The following is a 22,797-nucleotide window of genomic DNA, read 5'->3' on the forward strand; positions in this document are numbered from 1 at the left end:
TGCCCGAGTCTGATCAACGTGTGCGTCTGCGTTGGCTGACGTCGGCAGCGTAGGCGGCCCAGTCCCCACCTGATGCTTGCTGCCACTGGACGGCGACTTTGATGTGGACGCCGAGCATGCGGGCGAGGATCGCTGCGGGGACTTCGGTGGCGAGGGTGAACAGCGCGGTGGATCGGTCCTGTTTGGGCCGGACTCCGATGCGGTGAAGGCGCTTGCCGATCTGGCTGTCGGTGAGAGGGCGCCCCGGATGGCCACCCGGAAACAGCCAGGGGACGTCGTCGGGCGTGCCGATCTTGGCCTTGCCGCGGCGGGTCGCGACGAGATCGCGGACCAGGCTGGCCAGCGGTGCGGGGAGAACGACCGGCGATGTGCCGAACGCGATCGCGACGGTGTCGCCGTCGATGTTCACGTCCCTGACGGTGAGTTGGCTGATGGTGGCGACCTTCTGCGCGTAGAGGATCAGCAGCAGTCCCGCGACGCGGTCCGGGGTCGGCAGTGTGTCGTCGCTGAGCAGGCGGCGGGCGTCGGCCCAGCGTTTCTCGCTGTCGATGGTGCTGAGCGGGCCGGTCCAGCGGACGGTGCCGTAGGTCAGGTCGCGGGCATGTCGGTGCTGTACCGACCAGCGCACGAAGTGGCCTGTCTCGTCGCGATAGCTGACCGTGGCATCGGCCATCCACCGTTCCAGATCCGGCTGGGTGCAGGTTCCCAGCGTGAGCCCTTCACCCGTGAGCCAGGTGAGGAAGTTGCCGGCCGCGGCGACGTGGCAGCGGACGTTCAGATCCTGGAGACGAGTCGTGTGGTTCTCACCCAGGCGTCGTCGGAGCCGGCGCATGTGGTGCCAGACCGCGTAGCCGTGAAGGATCCGGCGCTCGGCGAGATCGGTGCGGGCCTGCACGGTCTCAGTGATCCATTTCTCCAAGGCGAGGAGCCGTTCGTCGCGAGGCGGGAGGGCACCGGTCGCGACCAGGACACTGCGCAGGTGGGCCAGCACTTTGCCCGGAGGTAGTTCGTCGAGGACCTCGTGGGTGACGGGCCGCTCGTCGCGTCCTATGTGTTCCAGGAGATCCCGGGCCTTCGAGCGGGTGATCCAGGCGATAGCGACGTCCGGGCGCTCAGCGCTCGTCAACGCTTTGTGGAACGGGGCGAGTTCGGGCCGAATGGCGCCGGTGGCGTCGCCGAGGAGGTCGCGTACTTGCCGGTCGAGAACACATCGCTGACAGGGGCGGGGGCTGAGTTGCCAGGTCGTGGTGCAGACCGGGCAGCGGCCCCAGAAGTCCGGGTCGGGGTTGGTGCACTTCGCGCACAAGGGCGCCTCCCAGGTGCCGCCGCGGGCCTGGGCGACGGTGCCGCAGCCGTTGCAGGTCACCCATCGGTGCTGGCATCGCTCGCACCACGGCTGGCCAGTGGCCCGAGAAAGGTCGCAGAGCGTCGTCCTCCCGCAGATGCCGCACTCCGCGGTCATCCTCGGGCGGCAGTTGTTGCAGCGCGGGCCGTCGGGCAGCCGGTTTGCGACAGGCATACGTCGGCCGCAGCCGACGCACTCCTCCAGATTCGCGGGCTGTCTGATCATGCAGTTCGGACACAACGGTCGGCCTTCGGAGTCGCGGGTGGCGGGCTCACGAACGGCTCCGCAGCCGAAGCAGGGGACAGCCGCGTGGTGGGAGAAGCAGGCCCGGCAGATCCGCTTGCCCTCCAGCAGTTTGGACAGCGCTTTCACCTCGTGGCAGCGCGGGCAGGCAGGCCGGACGACCTTGGTCGCCCCGGCCTCGACGAGCTCGTCGATGAACCGCAGGGCCGCCGGGGCGGGAGCTTCGTAACCGGCGCCGGTCAGCAGCTCGGGGCGGGCGACGACGGCCCAGGCCAGGCGACGCTGTCCGGCGGGCCGGACGGTGGCTCGTCCGAGCGCGGCCAGAATCGCGTTGGTGTCCAGGGCAGGGTCAAGGCGTGTGATGAGCTTGGTGAGTTCCTGGAGCGGGTCGCCGTCGGCGTCGGGGCAGTTCGCGCAACGGGGCTCGCCATTGCGGTCCCGGCTGGTGACGCGTCGTTCTTCGTGGCAGCCCGCGCAGACGGCGGGCTTGTCGAAGCAGGGTGAGCATCCCCACCGTCCTCCGGTGCTGCTGCCGACGTAGTGGCATGCGCGGCCGCACTCGCCGCAGCGGGGCAGTGCGACGTCCTGAGCTCCGGCGTCGCGCAGGGCCATCAGTAGTTTCGCGACGCAGTAGGGCGCTGGCGGCTGCCCGGTCCGCAGAAGTGACGGGTCGTCGTGCAGGGCTTGGGCGAGGTTGCGGCGGCCGGCTCGTCCGCGTACGACTGTGCAGACGATGTCGCGGATGCGGTCGGCGCCCAGGTGCCTATCGACGTTCCCGACCAGCCGCACGATCAGGCCGACCGGATCCGCGATGACCTCCTCGGCAAGGCCAGTCACCGGTCGACTCCGCTGATGCGGGCCCGTCGAGGCCGCAGCTCACCGAGCCCTTCGGAGACCGAAGTCCCGCCCGCCGCAACCTTCTTCGGCTTCGGCGCGGAGCTGGCCGCGGAGATGGGCTCGATGAGGTCGTCCATGGTGCAGTCGAGGATGTCGAGCAGGGCCATGAGGATCTTCAGGCTGAGTCGCTCCGGTCGCTCGACGACGAGCCGGTAGACCTGGCTCGACGAGAGTGTGATGCCGCGTTCCTTCAGCTGCGGGAGGAGGTCGGTGGTGGAGAACATCCCGCGGTCCGCCATCACCTTGCGCAGGTGCCAGTGGTAGTCGAGCTTGGCGGCCATCATCGGGTCCTTCCTCGTCAGGCGCCGGCGAACGCCGGGGCCAGGGCCTTGCTCAGGGCAGTGTTCATGAAGTCGTCGCTGACGTGCGTGTAGATGGCCGTGGAGCTGTCGCACTCGTGACCGACCTGCTGCTGGATGAAGCGCCGGTCCACTCCGTCTTCGGTCAGATGCGTGACGTAAGAATGACGAATTGAGTGCGGAACTAGGTCTTTCGGGAGCTTTAGGGCATCGCGGTATGCCTCGAACCGGTCGTTGATGGAGCCGGGCTGCAGACGCCCTCCGCGTTCAGTGATCCACAGTGCTGGGTGGTCGGGGAATCCGAAGCGCGGCCGGACGTTCTCGACGTAGTCGGCGACCGCCTCGACGGCCCAGTCCATCACCGACAGCACGTTCCGTCGTCGCGGCGGCTGGCCCTTCTTTGCCTTGCCGTAGCGGACGTTAAGCGTGCCGAACCGGCCGAACTGCCGAGCCTGCGGATTGCGCCCGAAGTCGACGACATCCAGCTTGGAGGTCTCCGTCCGGCGAAGGCCCCAGCCGTAGATGACCTTGAAGAGGGTGGCGTCGCGGTAGGCGGCAAGGGCGCCCTTGCGCTTGGACTTCACGGCGCGGGTGACCTGGTCGTCGGCGTAGTCGAGGAATCGCTGCAGTTCCTCGCGAGTGAAGGGCCTGGCCTCCGGGTCGCCCTCGTAATCCTGGAGGTGGGGAAGGGTGTTCCACTCGTGAGCGATGGCCACCGGATGGGTGCCGAAGGCTTCTTCGCAAGCCGTCCCCCACCCGTAGCGGCCGTCGATGAGGAACTCGCTGAACAGTCGAACGTCGCCCTGGTAGCTGCGGATCGTGGACGGCGCCAGATGCTTCTCGCTCGCCAAGGAGGCCGACCACTCGTCCATGTGGGGCGTCCATTGCCACGGGTAGTCGTTCGCGAACTCGAGGAACCGGCGGACCAGGCGTTCCCGCGGGTCGATCGTCTCATCCTTCAGCCCGCGCGACTTCTGCTGAGCCCTCCAGCCCCGCAGCATCGCGTCGAACATCGCGTCCTCGGGACGCAGTTGAACGACCCCGGACACGAGCTCCAGTTGAGCTGCCCCGGCAAGGGCCACCTTCTGCTGATGCACCACTCCAGACCATCCCTTCTGGAGGGCAAATCATGCATTAGACGGGCTCTTCTTGGCAACATGCCTGTTCAGAAGGTCAGTTCGTAGTAGCGTTGGAGTCCTTCAGGCCGTCGCGCTGAACTTGCGACCTGCGACTTCTCGCCCGTCTGATGCAATTCCCGAGGGTCCGCGTAGCCCTCGGTGGTGACCACGGAAATGTGCTTGAGATGGATCTTGGCGGCCAGCAGACCACCGGGCCGGTGCGCCATTTCCACTGCGAGGGTTCTCCGTAGCATCCGCAGACTGACCGGCACCTCGGGAATCGGCGCCAGCCCAAGGCGACGGCCCTCTGGGCCATTGACCCAGGTCAGGAACCATTCGTACGGGGTGTAGAAAGAGAGTGACTTGAACAGATGGCCGCTGTTCTTCACAGGGTCGGCGAGCGAGGCTGCGACACCGGCAGTGTCGTACGCCTGCTTGATGGTCACCCACTGATCGTGCTCACCACCCAGCTTCCGGCCCTTGATGACCTTGCCTTTCAAGCGATAGCGGACGCGGCCCTCGCCGAGCTGTTCGGGAGGCAGGCGGCAGTCGTGGGTCAGCTCAGCCAGTTCGCTCTTCCGCATTCCGGTCAGTGCGGCGAGCGCGATGAGGCAGGCTGTGCGGGCCCGGGAGAGCTGCAGCCGGGCCTCGGTGGTGTTCATCGGCAGGGTCCAAGGGACACTGCCCCGTCCGTCCGCACGCTCTACCAGAGCAGCCGCCCGGCCCCAGCGTTTGGACAGGCCGACTTCCCCGACGGCCTCCTCCAGGCGACCGCGCAGGGTGGGCAGCCACGTGTAGTGGAAGGCGCGCCGTCCGGTCTCGTGGGCCAGGGAGATCAGGTTCACCCGCAGCAGCGGATCGTCCGGATCCCAGCCGTCCGCCAGCCGCTCGGCTACGACGTGATCGAGGGCGACATCGAACGGATCAGCCTCCTGTACGTGGCGGTCAATGGCCTGCACGACCTCGACCCTCCAGTCCGGACGCTCACGGTTGTTGCGGCCCGGCCGGTTCGGCGCCATCTCCTGCAACTGTTGCTGCAGCTCCATGACGTGCGGCGCCAGCACCTCCACCACGTACAGGGCCGCCGCGACGAGCGGTTGGAAGACATCGTTGCTCAGCGGCGGTGTCGTGTTGCCCGTCCGACGGACCATCCCGGCGACGGAGTACGCGGTGCGTCGCCCCCACGGACGGAAGGCCGACACGTAGCCGTCGGCTGAGAACAATTCCTTGTAGTAGCCCAGCTCCTGGATTGCCGCCACTACATCCATGCGGTAGCCGGGGCTGCTGTCGCGGATCACGACGCCGTGCTTGTCCCGTACCTTCTTGCGAAGTTCCAGGTAGGCATCACAGTGCTGCTGGGTTACCTCTCCGAGATTGTCCACGCCCTGTTCCGTGAGCCAGTTGAGCCAGCCGGTCAGCACGGTCAGCCGCCCGTGCACCGTGGCAATCAGCACCGGCGTTCGATAGGCGTGGGCAAGTTCCCGCACAGCGGGGTGGTCCGGTGCGAGCCGGGCGAAGATGAACTCCTTTGCGAGTTCCCTCCACTGAGGATTGAGGATCTCGACGAAGGACAAGATCCGCGCGTAGCGCGCAAGGTACCGCGGCAGCCCGATGACACCGGTGAAGTCCCAGATTGCGTCGTCGAAGTGAGGATGCGGGCCCGCGCCGTGGACCGGCAGACAGGCCGCAGCGCACACGTCTTCACCTCGAAAGACGGAACGAGAAAAGGCAGCCGCGAGGCCCGTGGGCCGGTGCAGGGTGGTCATACGGTCTGCTCCTCAGGTCGCAGGGGAAGCTCGACATCGGAGTCGGTGACCTCGGCAGCGGCTGCCCGTAGCGCGTGCTCGGAGAAGTACCGGCCGGGGGTCAGGATCTCGTCGAGACGGTGGGCGTACGGGCCGAAGACGGGGATGAACTCGGCGGTGGTCATCTGCTGCCACTGGCGGGAGAAGAACGCCCGTAGTCGCAGCAGGTTCGGCAGATGGCGGGGCGCGAACAAGGCCAGCGGACACAGCAGGCACACCCACGGGCGTGCCGGACAGGGCTTGCCCTTCGGCCCGTGCAGCCCCGACAACTGGTCTCCACACGCCGCGGTGAATACGTCGCGTTCCCCGGACAGCAGCTGCGCCAAGGCGTTGTCATCCAGGCCGAGCCGCTTCATGTGCTCGGGATAGTTCTCCACCAGATCGGCCATCTCAGCGGTGGCCAGCACCAAGGGCGGCAGCGCCCGGCGCACGAGGTCCTCCTGCGCCTGGGCAATGATGTCTTCCACCGCCTCGCGCTGAGCCGGCGTCGTGTTCGTCAGGTAGTGGTCCCCCTCGACGCCGGGAGACCGGTTCGGATCCAGCGTGGACCGGCGGCTGCCGCGCCAGTGTGACCGGTCCTTCAGCGCGTCGTGGGTAGTGCGGATGCGGTGCCGGTGAAGGAACAGGGGCAGACCGTCGTCACCAGTCATCTGCGTGGGGCGCCCGTCCTCGTCGACAGCTTGGCGCCGCTCCACCCAGGCGAGTATGGACAGGCGCGTGGCCGGCTTGGCCAGCCACCGCTCACCCGCCCATGTGCCACTCGGCGTGAAACGCACCCAGAGCTCGGGGCGCAGTTCCTCGGGCGCGAAGCGGCGGGCCACCGCGGAGTGATCGAGCCACTGTTCCAGCAGGCGAGTGGCCTGACGTGACAGAGCAAGGCTCTCTGCCGCCGTGCGGCCCTTGACGTAGCTGAGGAGGATCTTCTCGTCACCCGCCCACTCGATGTCGTCGAGTCCCAGGTCCGCGATCCCGTCCGGAACGACCCCGGTGTAGGCGCCGAACAGCAGCTGATAGGCGATGATCACATCCAGGGTCGGGATCAGCGGATCCAGCACCGCGCGAAGACCGACCCCGTATCTCTGCCGGAAGGGGAACGAGCCGCGGTCTGCCATCTCGTTGACGAGAGGGTCGGGCCCGTTGTGAAGCACCAGCCAGTGATGGGCAGTGCGCCGACGGAGAGAAGCCCCTGGACCGTCAGCTGACGAAGCGTGCTCACGGGCCGCGCGGAACGCGCGGAAGGCGCCATCGACCTCGTCCCGGCAGGTTCGGATGAGCCGAGCCCATTCGGCCTCGCTGTACGGCTGGTGCGAGCCGTACCTCTCGCCCGTGTTGAACAGCCGGCCATCGACGAACGCGCGCACATCCGGCGCCAGAATCTGATCCTGGTCATCCGCGCAGCGCAACATCGCCCGCAGCGCGCTCTCCTGGGAGGATCGCACCCCCTGCCGCCAGTACCGGGCAAGGAGCGCGCGCGTCAGGTCGGATGCCCCGCCGGAGAACCCGAACTCGACCAGCCAGTCGGTGAAGCCGCGGACGGCCGTGAGGTAGAGCTCGAAGCCTCCCGCGCTGTCGACCTGCCCGTGCGGATGGACAAGATCCGTAGCGCCTTCCAGCAGCGTGCGTGCCAGCCCCGGGAGCTCCACTGGCCGCCGCACGCGTAGGCGACGGCGGTACTCCGACCCGTCGCTGAAGATGCAGTGCACACCCAGCGGATCATGGGTGATGGTGGCCGGCATCAGACCACCGCCGGTACGTCGTCGAACTCAGTCTCGAGCTCCAGCTCGACGTCCTCGTCCAGGAGCCCGTACTCCTTGCCGACCCGCCGATACAGGGACGTGAACAGGCGGAGTACGTCCACACGGTGGAGGTACGCTTCCGTGGTCAGTGAACTGGTATGTCCGAGCAGATCGCGCAGAATCAGCAGCGGTTCTTGGGTCCGCAGGTAGTGCGCCAGGGCGGCATCGTCGTCGGTGTCGCAGACCTGTCGAGCAGCCTGCTCGTACCAGCCACGCATCAGCCGCGCCATGGTCGCCATGGCCATGGTGTGACGCAGCCGGTGCGGATTTACGTGCGGGAAGCGCGGCTCGTAACGCTCGCGGATGCGGTCGGAGGTCCTGGCGAAGACCGTGGACCATCCGGTGAACGGGCGTCCCTGACCCCACACTGACAGCAGCATCGAACCCCCCTCCGGGGCGACCAGACGCCGCCGCTCGTCAGGGACGAGAGAACTCCACTGCACACGAACCCCGTTGACACGACCGCCCCGCTGGTCGGCATCCGTCACGAACAGCGGCTCTCCCCACCGGGCCGGCGGACTCCACGACGATCCGAACGTCGCCGCTGCCCGGTCGAGAGCGATGTAGGAGTGCAGCTCAGCCAGAGAGTCGTAGTCGATCCACGACTCCCGGTACTTGCTTCCCTTGGTGATCCCGGAAGGGACCGGGAACGACACCGGCACTGCGGTCCGTCGCGAGGGAAGCACGGGCACCTCGCAAACCAGCAGGTACGTGTACTCCTGGCTGCGTAGCCCGCTGGAGACGATCATTCGGCCGACCGCCGAGTTCCGGGCCAACTCCCGCCCTCCGTAGCGCAGATCTCGCTCCCCGTCGGGGCTCAGGCCCGCCAACCCCTTCAGGAACATGTCCGAGAAGTCGTCGTCGAGATACTTGATCGTCACATGAGGCTTTGCCTGGCGCCGCCGTGACTGGTTGACCCGCCCGCGACGGACTTGCCCCTTGAAGGCCCAGACCGCCTGCCGGTACGTGAACGGCTCAGAGTCTGCGTACTCCTCTTCCTTCGCCCACTTGTAGAACCCCGCCAGAATCCCCATGTTCTGGTTCCACGTGGACGCCTCGAAGCGATGCTTGATGGGCCCCTGGGCTCGATAGACGGAGTACGCGCCCAACGCCGCCTTCAGACGACGCCGCGTGTCGAACAGGGCGACCCCGTGCCCGGATATGAACTCCAGCCACTCCCGCACCGTACGCACGTAGTAGGGCCACGAATTCGGCGATGGACATCCATTCGCCGGCAGCTCGCAAGCCCAGCAGTTGATCACGGTGGTCGGACGGACGCCGTTGCTGTCCTCGAAGAGGAGGTCGTCGTCGAACAGCAACGGCATCCCCTCCGGGATTGCCGGCCTGAACGCAAGTCCCCAGGACTCCCAGCCTGCTGATGAGTACGTCGATTGGTGCATGGCCGATGAGTATCAATGCAACCCGACTGAGTGCAACAAGCAAACGAGCAGGTCAGGCGTGGTATCAGACGGTAAGCAACACCGTCGTTAAGCGGGAACAAGCAGGTATAGCGACCACAGGGCGCTGCTGGCGGCCAGGACGAAGGAGGTGGCCGTATTCGACAGCACGATCGAGCGCACGACGGGGGTGTGAAGGGTGTAGGTGAGGCCCTCGCGGATTTCCGCCCAGTGGCTCGTGCCCGCCCGGCGGGCGGGAGGCGGGTCTTCCCGGTGCTTGATACGCCACAGGAGCAGGGCGCTGGCCAGGTAGGAGGCGGCATCGACGGTGACGGCGGGGGCCGCACCGAGTGCGGTGACGAGGACACCGCCGGAGTTAGTGCCGATCAGGTCGGCCAGGGAGTTGTTGGCGCCCATCTTGGAGTTGCCGTCCTTGATCCGGCCTGGGCCGAGGAGGGAAGGCAGGTAGCTGATGGACGCGTTACTGCCGACCACCTGCAGGGCAGCCACCGTGAAGGCGACCGCGTACAGGTGGATCAGGGTGATGCGGGCGAGGAGTTGCGCGGTGGGGAGGGTGAGCAGGACGGCGGCACAGAGCAGATCGCAGGTGATGATCACGGGTCGTTTGCGGCGACGGTCTGCCAGGACGCCAGCGTGGAGGGACAACAGCAAGGGTGGGAGTTTGGAGGCAAAGGCGATCAGCGCGACGTTGAAGGTGGAAGCGTGCAGTTCGACGACGGCCAGGACGGACAGCGCGATCGTGGTCACGCCGCTTCCGGTAACGCTGATGCCCTGGGCGAAGGCATAGTTCCGGAATTCTCTGTCTCGCCACAGGCTTCCTTCGGCGTCGGGTTCGGATCGGCGCGGCACGTCGGTGAACTCCTCTCGTAAGTCAGGCTGTTACGGCCCGTCGCTCGGTGTCGCCTCCCGTGGTGGGCTCCCACTGCCGACCAGGGCCGCACGCGGTCAGCGCGGCAGGAGTCGTTCGACTCCTTCGCCATGCAGCAGCTGGGTGATGTTCTCCACGAGGCCGCCGAGGTCGTCGGCCGGTCCGGTGGCTGCGACGTGGATCGCGTCGCAGCCGGAGGGGTGGAAGACGGCGGCGTCGACTCTGATCCGGCCGGGTTTGTCGGTGTAGTGCGCGTGGACGGAGCAGGCGGTCTGGCAGTTGCCTTTGAGCTGGGCGAGGACGCCACGCTCGACGGCCAGCAGCCGTGCCGTGGCGGGGTCGTTGATGGCGTCGAGGAGGTGGGCGGCGATGGTGTCGCCGCTGCGCTGCTCGACGACGAGCATGCCCGCACCGGTGGCCGGGGCCAGCACCAAGGCCGGGATGAGCTGTGTGGCACGGTCCGCCTGGGACACCCGGCGCAGTCCGGCATAGGAGACCACGAGGGCGTCGAGTGGGTTGTCGCTTTCGCCGGCGTCGAGGCGGGCGAGGCGGGGAACCAGGTTGCCGCGCACCGGTTGGATGGTGAGGTGGGGGTAGCGGGTGCGGAGTTGGGCGATGCGGCGCGGCGCGCTGGTGCCGAGGACGCTTCCGGCGGGGAGGTCGTCCAGGGTGGCGACGGGCTGCCCGGCAGGGAGGACAAGGGCGTCCCGGGCATCTTCGCGGGGCAGGACGGCGCCGACGATGGTGTCGGTGCCGCGCTCGTGAGGCCCTGGGAGGTCTTTGGCGCACGAGACGGTGACATCCACACGAGCGGCGGCCAGCGCCCGGTCCAGCTCGCGTACCCAGGCGGCCTTGCCGCCGATCTGCGCGAGAGGTCCCTGGTGCAGGTCGCCGGCGGCTTTCATCGGGGCGACGTGGACGGCGACTTGGGGGGAAGGCGTGTTCGAGTAGTCCGGCGACGTGGGCTGCTTGGACGAGGGCCAGGTCGGAGTCGCGGGTTCCGAGCACGAGTCGGGGCGGGAGGTGGGTCACGGACGGATCCTGGGGTCGGGGAAGTGGGAGATCAGGAGGGTGACGATCGTGGTGATGGCGAGGCCGGCCGCGATCACGCCGAGGCAGCCCAGCAGGTCGCGCAGCGTGCTCCACAGCGGGTCGGCGGCCCACTTGCTGGGCCGCCGCGCACCGGGCCGGGTGGTGCGCGGCGGGTGGTGGGTGTCAGTCGAGGGTGCTGGCGGCATGTGATTCGCCGTTGGCCGAGGGAGTCGGCAGCACCAACGGTGCGGCGGCGCCGCCGTACTGGTTGGCCTGCATGAGGTACATGCGCCGGTACTGGGAATCGGGCCGCGCCATGAGCTCCTGGTGGGAACCGCTCTCGACGAGGTGTCCCTCGTCCAGGACGTAGATGATGTCGGCGTGCTGGACACCGGCCATGCGGTGGCTGACCAGCACGACGGTCTTGCCTTCGTCGGCCAGGCGGCGGATGCGTTCGAAGGATTCGATCTCGGCCTCGGGGTCGAGGGCGGAGGTGGGCTCATCGGCGATGACGAGGCTCGCCTGCCGATGGCGCAGCCGGGCTTGCCCGACCGTCTGCCACTGCCCACCGGACAGTTCCTGGCCTCCGCGGAACTGCCGGGCCAGCAGGGTGCCCAGACCGCGGGGAAGAGTGTCGGCGAGCTTGTCGGCGCCCGAGTAGGCGGCAGCGCGGGCGATGTCGTCGTCCGCGTTGCGTTCCGGCTGGCCGATCTGGATGTTGGTTCGCAGGGTGAAGGGCCAGCGCTGGAAGCCCTGATCGAGAGCGGCCACGTGCCGGAAGATGTCCACCCGGTCGGCCTCGACGAGATCGGTCTGCCCCCACAGGACGCGGCCGGCCGTGGGCCGGTGCAGCCCAGCGAGGAGCTTCACCGCGGTGGACTTGCCGCTGCCGTTCGCGCCGACCAAGGCGATGACGGCCCCGCGCGGGAAGGTCAGGGTCACCTCCTGCAGAGCGGGAGTGTCGCGGTCGGGGTAGGTGAACGACACGTTCTCGAAGGTGACCTGGTCGGGAAAGTCGGTCACGGGCCGGCCACCTGTGGGGATGGCCCGGCGTTCGGCTTCGTCGCGGAAGTGGTCGAGGTCGCGGACGTAGAGGGACTCCTCGTGCAGCCGCAGGATGTTGTCGACGAGGGCGCCGAGGCTTGCTGAGCCGGTGCGGATCGCGAGCGCGGCCGTGGCCACCGTGGCGGCGCTCATGTGGCCGGTCAGCCACAGAGCGCCCAGGCCGGCAAACGTGGTCGCCGACGCGAGGCCGGCCATGGCCGCGGCGATCAGTTCGGTGACCGCGCGGCCGTCGGCGAGGCGGGTCTGTTCGGCCTCTGCGGTCTGGCCCATCTCGTGGAAGTGATCGAGCAGGAAGGGGCCAACCTGGTGAACGCGGATCTCAGTGGCAGATTCCCGGGCGGTGATGAGGTTGTTGACCAAGCGCTTGGCCCGCTCGTGCTCGATCCACTGCATCCGGGAGGCGTAACGACGCCGGGCCACATGCATGGCGCCCCAGCCACGCGGCAGCGCGATGAGCAGCAGCAGAGGCAGCAGTACGGGGCTGAGGACCGTGACCACGCCAGCCGCGGCGACGAGGGAGAACAATCCGTTCACCACGGCCACGCAGACACCGATCATGGTGCGGGATGACTGGGCGCCGAAGTACGCCGAGTCCAGGAGCGTGCGGAACTCGCCGTCTTCGATGGCCTCGAGTTCCGCGCGGGCGGCGCCCTCCAGGAACTGTTCGGTGGCCAGCCTCTCGACTTTCGGTTCCAGCCGCCCAGTGCCCGCCGTCGAAAGGCAGGCCAGGACGGTGCCGACCACGGCGATGATGCAGCCGGCGATCAGGGCCGGCAGTGCGGCGTGTAGCCGGGAGACGTTGTCCCCGTCCTTGAGCAGGGCTTGGATCACCTGGTTGGTGACCAGCAGCCCGGCGGCTTGGGTGATGCTCTGGCCCACCTCGGCGATCCCGATGGTCGCCAGGGCACGGCGGTCCGCCTGCCAGGCCAGGCGCAGGGTGCTGCCCACCAGCGCCGGCACCATCCGGGCGGCCTGCCCGAATTTGGTGTCCAATCGCGCGTACTCGTGGCGCACCCATCCGAAGTCGTAGCGCAGCGCCCCGCCGAAGAGCACGACCTCAGACTCGGAGACGGTCTGTTCCGTCTTCCAGACCCGTTTCAGGAGCCGTTTCATCGCGCCTCCGATACGGCCGAGCTGGACAGGACGTGGGACTTGCCGTCGATCAGAACGGCCGGCACACCGGCAAGGAGTGCGGCGTGCGCCGCCTGGATGCGGCGGGCAAGTCGGTGCGGCAGCCGCGCGAGGGCCTCCTCGATGGGGAGGAACTCGGCGGCGCCGATCTCCCCGTCCGCGAAGCACAGGGACTGTGTCTGCTGGTCGGTGAGGGGACCCACGTGGAACACGGTCACGACCATGGCCCGCCCATATCGGGCAGCGGGGACCTGGTCCAGGACGAGGAACCGGCCGATCGGCACTCCGGTGAGGTCGAATTCCTCGGCCAGTTCACGTTCCAGGCCCTCGATCTGCGTTTCGCCAGCCTCCACCATGCCGCCGGGCATGTCGAAGCCGTCCTTGTAGGTCGGGTCGACCACGAGAATCCGGCCGTCGGCATCGGTGATCAGGGCAGTGCAAGAGGCCATGGGCGCCTCGACCTGGGCCCAGTACGCCCGTTGCTCGTCGGTGACCACGCGGTCAGGGCCGCCGACAGCCTGCTCGGTGGTGTCAGGTTCGCCGGACATGAGAGTCCTCCTCCAGGGCCAGAAAGGCGGTGCAGGGCGTCGCGCCGGCAGGACTCCGGCACGAAGGTGCGCGTCACGTGCGGACGTCAAGGCAGGAGGGCCGCCATGCCCGTATGGGGGATCTCGATCGCGGCCTGCGGCGGGCTCAGCGGAATTCCCCAGCGGGCTGCCGCCGTTCGGGCCGCGTACTCGGCCTGTTCGGCTCCGGCGCGTCCGAGGCCGAGCAGCTCGCTCGCCTGCGCCGGGCTGACCAGCAGCCGACTGTAGGTGATGCCGGTCGCGACATCCGGTGCCGTCGGCCCCAGGCAGTCGATGCGTGCGATGTACCGTGCCCGGGCGTTCGCCCCGGTGCCTGGGCCGTAGACCGCACCGTCCGGATCGAGGAGGTAGCCGAGGTAGGCGGCATCGTGCAGGCGCAGAGCCGCCTCTTCGGCGGCTTCACGCAGTGCTGCCGCCTTCGGCCCGTCGTCGTCCGTTTCGACCGTTCCGCCTGGCAAGACGACATGGCCGTCGCGCGGATCCACGAGGACGATGACCCGGCCGAGCGGGTCGAAAGCCCACACCCACGCTTGCTTCACGGGAAGGCCGGCAGCGGGCTCCATGGCCGGGTGCCAGGCAATGTCCTGGTAGCCGATCGCAATACGCGGGACGACGTCCAATCGCTGCAGTGCCTGTCCGAGCCCGATGGTCTCACCGTCCTCCAGCACGGCGGGTCCGGCACGGTCGATCCGGGCACGCAAGGCAGCGAGCATCCGTCGCCTCTCGATCGGGCGCATCCGGCGTGCGGCCTGCGCCGGCGGAAGGAAGTGGAACGAAGTGATCTCGTTCTCGGGCAAGCGAATCCGGGCGATGTCGCTCTCCTCCAGGACGTCACCGTCCCAGATGGAGACCGTTTCACCAGGAAAGCCATATACCGTTGCGTACTCCGGATTGGCCTTGCTGACCCAGTCGACTGCCAACAGTTGGTGTACGCGGACGGACAGCCCAAGCTCCTCGGCCACTTCTCTCACCGCGGCGTCCGAGGGCCGCTCCGGCTGGTCCACACCTCCGCCGGGCAAAAGGAGCTTGCCCGGCCGGTACGCCGGATCGAGGACCAGGACCTTGCCCTCCGTATCGGTGAACAGCACCGCGGCGCCACCCCAGAAGGCCGCGCGTGAGCGCGCATAGTCCCGCGGCGCCATCAGTCCTGCAGGTTCGCGCCCGTCGTCAGCAGGCATCGGGCCACCCCACCGTGCTCGCGCTCTGACCCCGCTGAATGCAGACCAGGGCCTGGCGGGTGTAACGCACCAGCTTCTCCGGCAGAGCCGAGAGCGACCACCATCGCAGCTCCGCACATTTGTCCGGTTCCGCGACGTAAGGCCGCCCGGCGTACTGCGTGGCGGTGAAGAAAATTTGGAGACGGCTCTCGCGCGTCTTGGGGTCGTGGTCATGGACAGTGTGCGCGAGCACCAAGTCTTCCTCGGCGAGGGCGATGCCCAGTTCCTCGCGAGCCTCACGCACCATGCCCGTGAGGAAGGATTCCCCCTCTTCGAGATGACCCGCGTGGACGTGCCACCAGCCGTCGCACCAGGCGGTGCCGGCACGAAGGCCGAGCAGCACCCGGTCCTCCTGGACCAACACCAAGTGAAGCCCGATCACGGAGCGATACGGCAACAGATTCTCCGTGCCGGCATGTCGCAACGGGCGGAGGAGGGCTGACAGTGCCGGAAGCGAAGAGACGGCTTCCCAGAGGCGGGACCGCTGAAGAGCATGCGCCTCCGTCGCGAGCCAGGCGGCCGGTTTGGTGGGCACAGGAACGGAGAGGGTTCCGTCGCGCGGACGAAGCGCAGAAGCGGACGCAAACGGCATTACAGAGCCTCCCGGGGCATGAAGAATCCACTCCACCTGCCGCCTGTGACCGCAGCGACCCGGGTGCCCGTTGCCGGACTCCGACGAGTCTATCTAGCCTGCGCAGTAAGGGCGTTGGGCGAGGCCGTCTTGTCGCAGCTTCCACTCGTTGTAGTAGTTCTTCGGAGTCTTCGGCGCGTCCCATCAATCCAGCAAGAGGTGCCACGACCGCAGTTCTGGCCAGGGCGTGCGTTCCCTGCTGTCCGAAACAAGCTGCTCCTCAACACCGTCCAGCACACCAACGTCTTGGTCCCTTCCGGGTCTTGCCTGGCCCTCGCCTCCGGTACCGCAGCTCGCCGCGTTGTAGAGGCCCCTAGGTACGCCCAGTGATCGGGAGTGCGGGCTCCCGGAGACCCCCCATCCACGAAAGGTTGAGCAACGACGTCCGTGCGCGGTCCCGCTGTTCGGCAGCTGCGCCCAGGTCGTTGTCAGTGCCCGGGCGGAGAATCAGCGGATGGCCCTCGAACTGACGGCGGCCGGCGAGTCCGAGATCCTCGCCGCTGCCTTACGCGCGTACCTGTCCGAGAACCGCTTCGCCTTCACCGGTCTGACGGGAAAGGAGGCAACCCTGTGCATCACCCGCGCAGTGGCAGAGTGGGCGAAGGCGTCAGGCTGGCGGAGCAGATGGGAAGCGCCAATGCGCTACATCGACCCGCCTCGCAAGATGAACGGGGGCTGCCGCATCTACTGGTCGCCGCCCTGGTCCGCCTACCTGGATCTCCGCCTGGTTCGCAAGGAGGGCCCTCCGGTCGCCGTGGAGATCGACCGCGAGGACGACAGCACCGCCGTGGACAAGCTCCGCGACGAGGCCCTCCGGGGACGCCCCGCCCTGTGGATCCGCTGGCACGGTGCCCTGCGTGCCGAACTCCCGGCCGGTGTCGCCCGCCTGCACCTACCCACGCGGTCCAGCCGCTCTCCCGCCCGGTACTCGCTGACACCCGTCACCAGCGCGGCGATCGCCCTCGGCGAGGCCGTCACCCCCGAGGCCCGAGCGGACGCCCTGCACCGGGACCAGCAGCGGATAGCGGAGGAGAAGCATGCTGCCGCCCTCCCCGGGGATCTCGGTCCCATTCGGTGCTAGGGGCTTCGGCACAATAGTCCGAAGGAAATGACCACAGTGCGCGTAGAGGAAAGCGCCGACGCCGGGGCTCGACACGGCGACTTAATTGCACAGAACGTCGGTCTGGTGGCGCCACAACGTGCTCTGGCCTTCCGCGTACGCGACAGTTCTCCGAGCAACGCCTCCGGGCGTGGCCAGCGCGGGAAGTCACAGGATAGGGATCGGTTCTTCCAAAGTGACCAAGGAGATCAAGGGTGCAGCCGTATCCGTCCTAGTACTCCAGCAGTACTTCGTGGCTTGACCTGGGGAAACGTCGAGCGGTGGGAGTGTAGCGGGCAGGATGCCGTCACGGACGGCTTCTGCCCGCACGCCCCTCGAAGGAGTGCCCCCGACGTCGGTAGTGGCAGCGGCGCGCCACCGCTTGGCGTCGTCGGCGCCAGTGCGACCAGCTCAACGCGTGGGTGCGGGCACGGGGATCTCGGGGTGCGTGAGCTGCCAGGAGTCGCCGCACTTCTGCCACAGTGAGCGCGATGGCCTCGGCATCCTCACTGATGGATCCCCCTTTTCGACTGCTTGCGCGCTCATCGCGGCGAGGAAGGCGTGGGCGAGCATGGCCAGGGTGATGTGCCGGTACCAGCCGACGTAGCGGCGGACCTCGTACTGGTCCAGGCCGCACTCGTTCTTCGCCGCCTGGAAACACTCCTCGATCGCCCACCGGGTGCCGGCCACGCGCACCAGCTCGTCCGCGCCGACATCCAGCGGCGCGTAGCCGAGGTAGTAGGCGATCTCGTGCGGGCGGCTCAGGCTGCGCCGCGCCAGTGCCCACCGTCGCCGGATCAGCACACCGTCCTGGTGGTCGTACTCGGTAACCGGTCGCAACTGCACGGCCGCCCAGTCGTACTCGCGCTGTCCCTTCGCGCCCGCGCCGCAGGAACGGCGTTCCCACGCCTGGTCGGGGGCCTGCTCGAAGGCCATGTCAATGCGCGGGCCGGCCAGGGAGAACTGGGACTTCGGGACGGCCAGGACGTAGCCGACGCCGGATGTTTCCAGCATCCGGCGGAAGCGGTTGTCCTGTCCGTAGGCGGCGTCCGCCGTCACCCAGGCGACCGGCAGCGGCGAGGCCAGAGCTCTGCGGACGATCGTTGCCGCGAGGGTGTTCTTGGTGGCGAACTCCCGCTCGTCGGGGATCTTGGCGGCGCGGCATCGGTCACGGTCGTCCGTCCAGGACTTGGGCAGGTAGAGCTCCCGGTCCACCAGGGCGCGGCCGGCCGCGCTGGCGTAGGCGGCGAAGACGCCGATCTGGCAGTTCTCGGTGCGGCCAGCGGTGCCGGAGTACTGCCGTTGGACTCCGGCGGAGGTGGTGCCCTTCTTCAGGAAGCCGCTGTCGTCGACGATCAGCACCCCGTCTGGGCGGCCGAGTTGTTCAGCGATGTATGTCTGCAGGTCGTCGCGGAGGTTGTCGGGGTTCCAGCGGGCGCGGGAGAGTAGGTGCTGCAGGCCGTCGGGGGTGGCGTGGCCGGCGTGTTCGGCGAGCTGCCAGCTGTTTTTGCGGGCTACCGGGGCGAGCAGTGCGCGCACGTAGTCCCGCATCCGGCGGCGGGGTTCGACGCGGCCGAAGTGGTGCCCGATGGTGGTGAAGAGGTGGTCCAGGTCGCGGTCCCAGGTCTCGGCTGCCTGTTCTGTGATCACGACCGGAGGCTTCCCAGGCCCGGGGCGACCTTGCCATCGGGGGCACTCCTTCGAGGGGCGTGCGGGCAGAAGCCGTCCGTGACGGCATCCTGCCCGCTACACTCCCACCGCTCGACGTTTCCCCAGGTCAAGCCACGAAGTACTGCTGGAGTACTAGTAGCGGGCCTGGTTCCAGTGCCGACAAAAGGCCGTACCTGGGTGGGGTTGCGGCAGTAGGTTGTGCCGATGACCGAATTCCTGCCGCCCGGCGGCGCCGTGCTCGATGTGGACGAAGTGGAGGCCCGGTGGGCGGATGCCTGGCGTCCGGAACAAGTCGCTGAGCGGTTGGACGGGGTCGGCGCGCCCTGGTGCATCGCGGCAGGGTGGGCGCTGGATCTGTTTCGCGGGGAAAAGTCTCGGCCGCACGGCGATCTGGAGATCGCGGTGCCCGCGGCCAGGTTCCCGGAGATTCGGCACCGCTTCCCCGAGTACGTGTTTGACCCGGTGGGTTCCGGGCGGGTCTGGTCAGGCGCGGGAGCCGAGGCGCTGGCGGCCACCCACCAGACCTGGCTGCGGGATCCAGCGAGCGGCCAGTTCCTGTTCGACGTCTTCCGCGAGCCGCACGAGGGCGAGACGTGGCTCTTCCGGCGGGACGAGAGGCTGCGGCTGCCGTACGACGCGATCATTGAGCGAACGGCGGACGGAGTCCCGTACCTGATGCCGGAGTTGGTGCTGCTGTTCAAAGCCAAGGCGACACGCCCCAAGGATCAGGCGGACTTCGCCGGAGTGCTGCCGCTGCTGGGACGGGCGCGGCGGGATGTCCTCAGTGAGTGGCTGACGCTCGTACATCCCGGGCATCCGTGGCTGGAGGAACTGGCGGGGTGAGTGGCGCGGGCCGCGCCAGTGGATGGCCAAGGACCATCCCGCCTGCGAGGACTGGCTGACAGGGCACGTCCTGAAACGAGGTCGCCCGGGCTCACCACTCGCGCACGTTCTCCGAGCTCGGTGCCGCGGTGGCACGAGGCGCCTTCTCGCTAGCGGCCAGCGAGGAAGCAGCGAACCACTTCGTAAAGAGTGTCGGAGGTCGTCGCTCGATGCACGCCCGGCGTCACATCGGGCAGCGGCTGGGAGCCGACGAGTGCGGTACAGGTTCCGGCCCTGTGGCCGGCGTTAATGTCGCAGGAGGAGTCGCCAACCATCCACGATGCGGAAAGGTCGAGATCGAGGTCGTGGGCGGCTTGGTGGAGCATGCCGGGGGCGGGCTTCCGGCATGAGCAGAGCCTGCGGTATCGGGGCACCGTGCCGTCCGGATGGTGGGGGCAGGCGTAGATGCCGTCGAGCCGGACTCCGTGTCGGGCGAGGAGAGCGCGGAGTCGGTGGTGCATCGCGTCCAACGCTGCCGTGTCTAACAGCCCCCTCGCCAGCCCGCTCTGGTTCGTGACGACAACCAGGGCGAAGCCAGCGTGCTGGAGGGCGCGCAATGGCAAGCCGATATCCGGCTGTAGGACCAGCTCGTCGGGGTGGGAGGGATAGTGGCGGGGCTCGGTGAGGGTGCCGTCGCGGTCGAGGAACACCGCCCGTCGGCGCGGCCGACCAGCGCCTGTTGTCGGGGCGGACGGCGCCGGTTCATTCTGTCTCACTGCCGCGGAAGGTCTCGAACAACTCGGCGGCGCGGGCTTCGATGGATTCGGCTGAGATGGTCGGCCGGTTGGGCAGGGCCTTGTCGAGAGCAGTCATGCCAGCGCAGGTGAAGTACTGGTAAGCGGCCGTGTCCGGGTTCGGTACCAGCTCCACGAGCAGAGGCCGACCGGTGGCCTCACGGTGCAAACGGGCGCACCACTGCACCACGTCCGCGAAGGACGTCGCGTAACCGCCACCGAAGTTGTAGACCCCAGCCGGCACCGGCGGCTGCTCGGCGAGCTGAACGATGGAGGCGGTGACTGTCTCGACGGGGATGTAATCGCGGGCGGCGGTCAGGGAGTCGTCGAAGACGCGGATCTGTCCTGTGCGGGCGGCTTGGCGCAGGAGCTGGGACAGGATCGAGGCCATCAGGCCCTTGTCGGCTTCATCGGGGCCGAAGACGTTGGTATAGCGCAACCCCACCCAATCGAGGCCGGTGACGTGGCGGGCGCGCATCTGCTGGTCGAGGGCGAGCTTGGAGGCGGCGTACGGGTTGAGCGGCCCGGAGCAGCGGGAGAAGTCAGAGTCCGCGTCCTCGGCGATCGGCGTGCGGTGGCGGAGGGTGCCGTAGACGGAGTGCGAGGAGGCGTAGATCAGACGGGTGCCGCCGGTGCGGCAAGCGTCGGCCAGCCGGAGCGGGCCGAGGGTGTTGGTCTCGTCCAGCTCAGGTCCGTGCGGAGCGCGGGTGTCGCTGATGCCGGCCTGGTGCACAACAGTGGCGTAGCGGCCGGCCGTGATCTCGGCGAGGAGAGCCGGGCTGGCGAAGTCGCCGCGCTGCCAGCGGGCCTTGCGGGCAAGGTGGTCGGGGGCTGGGCGCAGGTCGATGGCGGTGACGTGGTGTCCAGCGAGGTGGAAGGCGTCCACTGTGTGCCGGCCGATGAACCCGGCCGCCCCGGTGACCAATACGTTGCCTCCGGGGATCATCGGGCACCTGCCTGTTGGGTGAGCTGGTCGATGCGGTTGGTGGTGGAGTGACCGTCCAGGTAGGGCACCACGACGACCTCACCGTCCCAGCTCTCCACGAGGTCGGCTTCGGTGATCCGCTGGCCCGCATAGTCGCCGCCCTTGACCCAGATGTCGGGGCGGAGCTCGGCCAGCACCTTCTCGGGGGTGTCCTCGCCGAAGATGAGCACGCCGTCCACGCAGTCCAGCGCCTCCAGCAGCGCGGTGCGCTCGCGTTCGCCGACGACCGGCCGGTCGTGCCCCTTGAGTCGGCGGACGGAGTCGTCGCTGTTGATGCACACCACCAGGGCGTCTCCGAGGCGACGAGCCTGGTGCAGGAGGGAGAGGTGTCCGGCGTGCAGCAGGTCGAAGCAGCCGCCTGCTCCCACGACTTTCCCGCCGCGCGCTCGTACCCGCGCGGCTAGCTCCAGTGGCGCCGACGGGTCAGCGGGCTGCGGGACGTACAGGCTGGCGGGGCCGCCTGCTTGGACGTAGCTGGTCGCAGCATCGACGGCCGCGGCCACGGCGTGTGACGGCAGCCGTCCGGCACCGAGCATCACGGCTGCGGTGACGGCCAGCTGGTCACCGGCCCCACAGGTGTCTCCAGCGGCCGGGCGGCCCGGGACGACCAGGGGGTGGGAGTAGGGGTCTGCGATCAGGACGGCGCCGTTGCGCCCCTGGGTGACGGCGATCTGCTTGACCGGCCACTCGGCCAGAAGCCGCACGCCCCGCCCGACATCGTCGCCGAGCTCCTGCGGCCCGCTGTCCCCGGTCAGGGCCTGGGCTTCGTCCGCGTTCGGGACGGCCAGGGCCGTCCCCGGGACCGGCTCGGCCCCCTTGGGGTGCGGGTCCCACACCAGCGGGCAGCGGCGGGCCGCGTCGGTGAGGGCCTGGCGGAGTTCGTCGTGTGCGCCGATGCCACGCCCGTAGTCACATACCAGCACGGCCGCGGCCTCGTCCAGCCGGGCGCGGGCGATGTCCGCAAGCGGGCCGAACCGCAGCGGGGAGGTGGCCGTGTCGAAGCGGAGCAGGGTGCGATCGGCGGCGCGGATACGGGTCTTGACCGGGGTGGTGCCGGCGGTGGCCAGGTCGACGACCTCGACGCCTGCCTGGTCCAGCAGGGTGCGGACCCGGGCCCCAGGGGTGTCTTGTCCGAGGCCGCACACGAGGGTGACGCGCCAGCCCGGCTCCCGGGCGGCCAGGACGGCGGCCAGTCCGGCGCCGCCCGGACGGTCGATGGCCTGCGTGTCGGCGATGACCGGTACGGGGGCCTCCGGTGAAAGGCGGTCGGCCGTGCCTGTGATGTCGCGGTCCAGCAGCACGTCGCCGACCACCACCAGCCGGCGCATGCCGTCCAGCTGTTCATCGTTGGACGCGGCCGGCCCGGTGAGGTGGGCGTCGATGGCCGCGCAAAGGACGTGCACGGCCACCAGGTGGCACTCCTGGACGGTGGCGGTCTGCTCGGCGTCCACGCACACCGCCTGATCGCTGGCCTCGGCAAGCGGGTTCGGTGCGGGGCCGGTCAGCGCCCAGACGGTGAGGCCGAGTTCCCGGCCCGCCTGGGCTGCGGCGAGCACGTTGGGGCTAGTGCCGGAGGTAGAGATCAGGAGTAGGACGTCGCCGGGGCGGCCGTGTGCGCGGACCTGCCGGGCGAAGACCTCCTGGGCGCCGTAGTCGTTGACGATGGCGGTCACCGAAGAGGAATCTGCGTGCAGCGCGATGGCGGACATGGGCACCCGCTCGGCGCGGAAGCGGCCGACGAGTTCGGAGGTGAGGTGCTGGGCCTCGGCCGCCGAGCCGCCGTTGCCCGCGACGAGCAGTCGCCCGCCCGCGGGCAGTCGTCCGGCGAGGAGGCTGCCCCATGCCTGGAGGCGGGCGACATCAAGCAGGGGTAACGCAACGGAGAGCGCCTGTATGTGCGCGCGGCCCAGCTGGGGCACGGTCAACTCCCTCGAAGGACAAAGTAGACAGCGTCGGGGCGGTTGCCGGGGTGCT

At 68.6% G+C, this 22,797-nt stretch carries 18 protein-coding genes and 1 pseudogene; 2 read left to right on the forward strand and 17 right to left on the reverse strand.

Annotation, left to right across the window (positions count from 1 at the left end; all coding sequences use genetic code 11):
• Positions 1-13: 13 nt before the first annotated feature.
• From E4N62_RS12765 to E4N62_RS12825, 13 genes and pseudogenes are all read right to left on the reverse strand, one after another.
• Positions 14-2,425, reverse strand: coding sequence for a site-specific integrase (locus tag E4N62_RS12765; protein ID WP_230213984.1), 2,412 nt, complete (start codon positions 2,423-2,425; stop codon positions 14-16).
• Positions 2,422-2,769: a helix-turn-helix domain-containing protein gene (locus tag E4N62_RS12770; RefSeq protein WP_374116973.1), complete on the reverse strand. Its 348-nt coding sequence runs from the start codon at positions 2,767-2,769 to the stop codon at positions 2,422-2,424. The genes E4N62_RS12765 and E4N62_RS12770 overlap by 4 nt, the downstream gene beginning before the upstream one ends.
• 14 nt (positions 2,770-2,783) lie before the next feature.
• Entirely contained in the window at positions 2,784-3,884 is a 1,101-nt protein-coding gene (locus E4N62_RS12775; protein WP_230213985.1) for a tyrosine-type recombinase/integrase, read from the reverse strand.
• 65 nt (positions 3,885-3,949) lie between these two features.
• Positions 3,950-5,668 (reverse strand): site-specific integrase, encoded by a 1,719-nt coding sequence (locus E4N62_RS12780; protein ID WP_230213986.1) that lies wholly within the window; start codon positions 5,666-5,668, stop codon positions 3,950-3,952.
• Complete coding sequence (locus E4N62_RS12785) at positions 5,665-7,443, reverse strand: hypothetical protein (protein WP_230213987.1); 1,779 nt, start codon at positions 7,441-7,443, stop codon at positions 5,665-5,667. The genes E4N62_RS12780 and E4N62_RS12785 overlap by 4 nt, the downstream gene beginning before the upstream one ends.
• Positions 7,443-8,828 carry a site-specific integrase gene (locus tag E4N62_RS12790; RefSeq protein WP_230213988.1) on the reverse strand — a complete coding sequence of 462 codons (1,386 nt, stop codon included), beginning with the start codon at positions 8,826-8,828 and terminating at the stop codon, positions 7,443-7,445. Before E4N62_RS12790 ends, E4N62_RS12785 begins: the two co-directional genes overlap by 1 nt.
• A gap of 162 nt (positions 8,829-8,990) precedes the next feature.
• Complete coding sequence (locus tag E4N62_RS12795) at positions 8,991-9,770, reverse strand: MFS transporter (protein ID WP_308184927.1); 780 nt, start codon at positions 9,768-9,770, stop codon at positions 8,991-8,993.
• Positions 9,771-9,866: 96 nt separating this feature from the next.
• Positions 9,867-10,709, reverse strand: a pseudogene (gene hemC, locus E4N62_RS12800) (hydroxymethylbilane synthase); the annotation flags it as partial.
• A gap of 108 nt (positions 10,710-10,817) precedes the next feature.
• Positions 10,818-11,027: a hypothetical protein gene (locus tag E4N62_RS12805; RefSeq protein ID WP_230213991.1), complete on the reverse strand. Its 210-nt coding sequence runs from the start codon at positions 11,025-11,027 to the stop codon at positions 10,818-10,820.
• Positions 11,005-12,999 (reverse strand): ABC transporter ATP-binding protein, encoded by a 1,995-nt coding sequence (locus E4N62_RS12810; RefSeq protein ID WP_230213992.1) that lies wholly within the window; start codon positions 12,997-12,999, stop codon positions 11,005-11,007. Before E4N62_RS12810 ends, E4N62_RS12805 begins: the two co-directional genes overlap by 23 nt.
• A complete protein-coding gene (locus E4N62_RS12815; protein WP_230213993.1) occupies positions 12,996-13,565 on the reverse strand; it encodes an NUDIX hydrolase in 570 nt (189 codons plus the stop codon). The genes E4N62_RS12810 and E4N62_RS12815 overlap by 4 nt, the downstream gene beginning before the upstream one ends.
• Positions 13,566-13,651: 86 nt before the next feature.
• Positions 13,652-14,782: an NUDIX hydrolase gene (locus tag E4N62_RS12820; protein WP_230213994.1), complete on the reverse strand. Its 1,131-nt coding sequence runs from the start codon at positions 14,780-14,782 to the stop codon at positions 13,652-13,654.
• Positions 14,772-15,356 (reverse strand): NUDIX domain-containing protein, encoded by a 585-nt coding sequence (locus E4N62_RS12825; protein ID WP_230213995.1) that lies wholly within the window; start codon positions 15,354-15,356, stop codon positions 14,772-14,774. Before E4N62_RS12825 ends, E4N62_RS12820 begins: the two co-directional genes overlap by 11 nt.
• Positions 15,357-15,906: 550 nt before the next feature.
• Between E4N62_RS12825 and E4N62_RS12830 the strand changes: the two genes are divergently transcribed.
• Positions 15,907-16,533 (forward strand): hypothetical protein, encoded by a 627-nt coding sequence (locus E4N62_RS12830; RefSeq protein ID WP_230213996.1) that lies wholly within the window; start codon positions 15,907-15,909, stop codon positions 16,531-16,533.
• 429 nt (positions 16,534-16,962) lie between these two features.
• Here the strand turns inward: E4N62_RS12830 and E4N62_RS12835 are convergent, their stop codons facing one another.
• Entirely contained in the window at positions 16,963-18,198 is a 1,236-nt protein-coding gene (locus E4N62_RS12835; protein ID WP_374116982.1) for an IS701 family transposase, read from the reverse strand.
• 228 nt (positions 18,199-18,426) lie between these two features.
• On the opposite strand from E4N62_RS12835, the gene E4N62_RS12840 reads away from it, so the two are divergent.
• Entirely contained in the window at positions 18,427-19,065 is a 639-nt protein-coding gene (locus tag E4N62_RS12840) for a nucleotidyltransferase domain-containing protein (protein ID WP_230213997.1), read from the forward strand.
• A gap of 149 nt (positions 19,066-19,214) precedes the next feature.
• Here E4N62_RS12840 and E4N62_RS12845 read toward each other — a convergent pair whose 3' ends face one another.
• The 3 genes from E4N62_RS12845 to E4N62_RS12855 are packed head-to-tail and all read right to left on the reverse strand — an operon-like array spanning position 19,215 to position 22,742.
• Positions 19,215-19,754 carry an HAD-IIIA family hydrolase gene (locus E4N62_RS12845; protein WP_230213998.1) on the reverse strand — a complete coding sequence of 180 codons (540 nt, stop codon included), beginning with the start codon at positions 19,752-19,754 and terminating at the stop codon, positions 19,215-19,217.
• A 52-nt stretch (positions 19,755-19,806) separates the two neighbouring features.
• Complete coding sequence (locus tag E4N62_RS12850; protein ID WP_230213999.1) at positions 19,807-20,784, reverse strand: NAD(P)-dependent oxidoreductase; 978 nt, start codon at positions 20,782-20,784, stop codon at positions 19,807-19,809.
• Complete coding sequence (locus E4N62_RS12855; RefSeq protein ID WP_374116974.1) at positions 20,781-22,742, reverse strand: PfkB family carbohydrate kinase; 1,962 nt, start codon at positions 22,740-22,742, stop codon at positions 20,781-20,783. The genes E4N62_RS12850 and E4N62_RS12855 overlap by 4 nt, the downstream gene beginning before the upstream one ends.
• Positions 22,743-22,797: the final 55 nt, after the last annotated feature.

Origin of the sequence: Streptomyces sp. MNU76 (assembly GCF_020982545.1) — a bacterium.
In the GTDB taxonomy this organism is placed as follows: Bacteria; Actinomycetota; Actinomycetes; order Streptomycetales; family Streptomycetaceae; genus Streptomyces.

Coding starts and splice junctions, on each gene's coding strand:
- E4N62_RS12770 (WP_374116973.1), bottom strand. CDS start 2,769: ATGATGGCCGCCAAGCTCGACTACCACTGGCACCTGCGCAAGGTGATG.
- E4N62_RS12780 (WP_230213986.1), bottom strand. CDS start 5,668: ATGACCACCCTGCACCGGCCCACGGGCCTCGCGGCTGCCTTTTCTCGT.
- E4N62_RS12785 (WP_230213987.1), bottom strand. CDS start 7,443: ATGCCGGCCACCATCACCCATGATCCGCTGGGTGTGCACTGCATCTTC.
- E4N62_RS12790 (WP_230213988.1), bottom strand. CDS start 8,828: ATGCCGTTGCTGTTCGACGACGACCTCCTCTTCGAGGACAGCAACGGC.
- E4N62_RS12805 (WP_230213991.1), bottom strand. CDS start 11,027: ATGCCGCCAGCACCCTCGACTGACACCCACCACCCGCCGCGCACCACC.
- E4N62_RS12810 (WP_230213992.1), bottom strand. CDS start 12,999: ATGAAACGGCTCCTGAAACGGGTCTGGAAGACGGAACAGACCGTCTCC.
- E4N62_RS12815 (WP_230213993.1), bottom strand. CDS start 13,565: ATGTCCGGCGAACCTGACACCACCGAGCAGGCTGTCGGCGGCCCTGAC.
- E4N62_RS12820 (WP_230213994.1), bottom strand. CDS start 14,782: ATGCCTGCTGACGACGGGCGCGAACCTGCAGGACTGATGGCGCCGCGG.
- E4N62_RS12830 (WP_230213996.1), top strand. CDS start 15,907: ATGGCCCTCGAACTGACGGCGGCCGGCGAGTCCGAGATCCTCGCCGCT.
- E4N62_RS12840 (WP_230213997.1), top strand. CDS start 18,427: ATGACCGAATTCCTGCCGCCCGGCGGCGCCGTGCTCGATGTGGACGAA.
- E4N62_RS12850 (WP_230213999.1), bottom strand. CDS start 20,784: ATGATCCCCGGAGGCAACGTATTGGTCACCGGGGCGGCCGGGTTCATC.